The 231-nt window shown below is 56.3% G+C and carries 1 protein-coding gene; it reads left to right on the top strand.

The features are described 5' to 3' along the window. Nucleotides 1–13: 13 nt before the first annotated feature. Nucleotides 14–231 (top strand): helix-turn-helix transcriptional regulator (locus tag R0J87_RS25270; RefSeq protein ID WP_498889768.1); only part of this gene is annotated, 218 nt, incomplete at its 3' end.

The raw sequence follows: 231 nt of genomic DNA, 5'->3' as shown, positions 1-231 counted from the left end.
GGATGTTCGCCAGCTGGCTGCGCTCTATCCCTGCTCTGAACCGCATTTTCATCGCTTATGCCAGCAGTACATGGGACGCAGCCCAATGGCACATTTAACCCGGATGCGGATGGAATACGCGGCCCGGCTGTTGCGCTCCTCTGAATGGTCAGTGCAACAGATCGGGGAAATGGTCGGTTACCCCATTCCGGCCAATTTCAGTACCCGCTTCAAAACCTGGTCAGGCATGAC

Origin of the sequence: Halomonas sp. SIMBA_159 (assembly GCF_046536035.1) — a bacterium.
Taxonomy (GTDB): Bacteria; Pseudomonadota; Gammaproteobacteria; order Pseudomonadales; family Halomonadaceae; genus Vreelandella; species Vreelandella venusta_A.
This window is presented reverse-complemented; position numbering and strand designations above follow the sequence as displayed.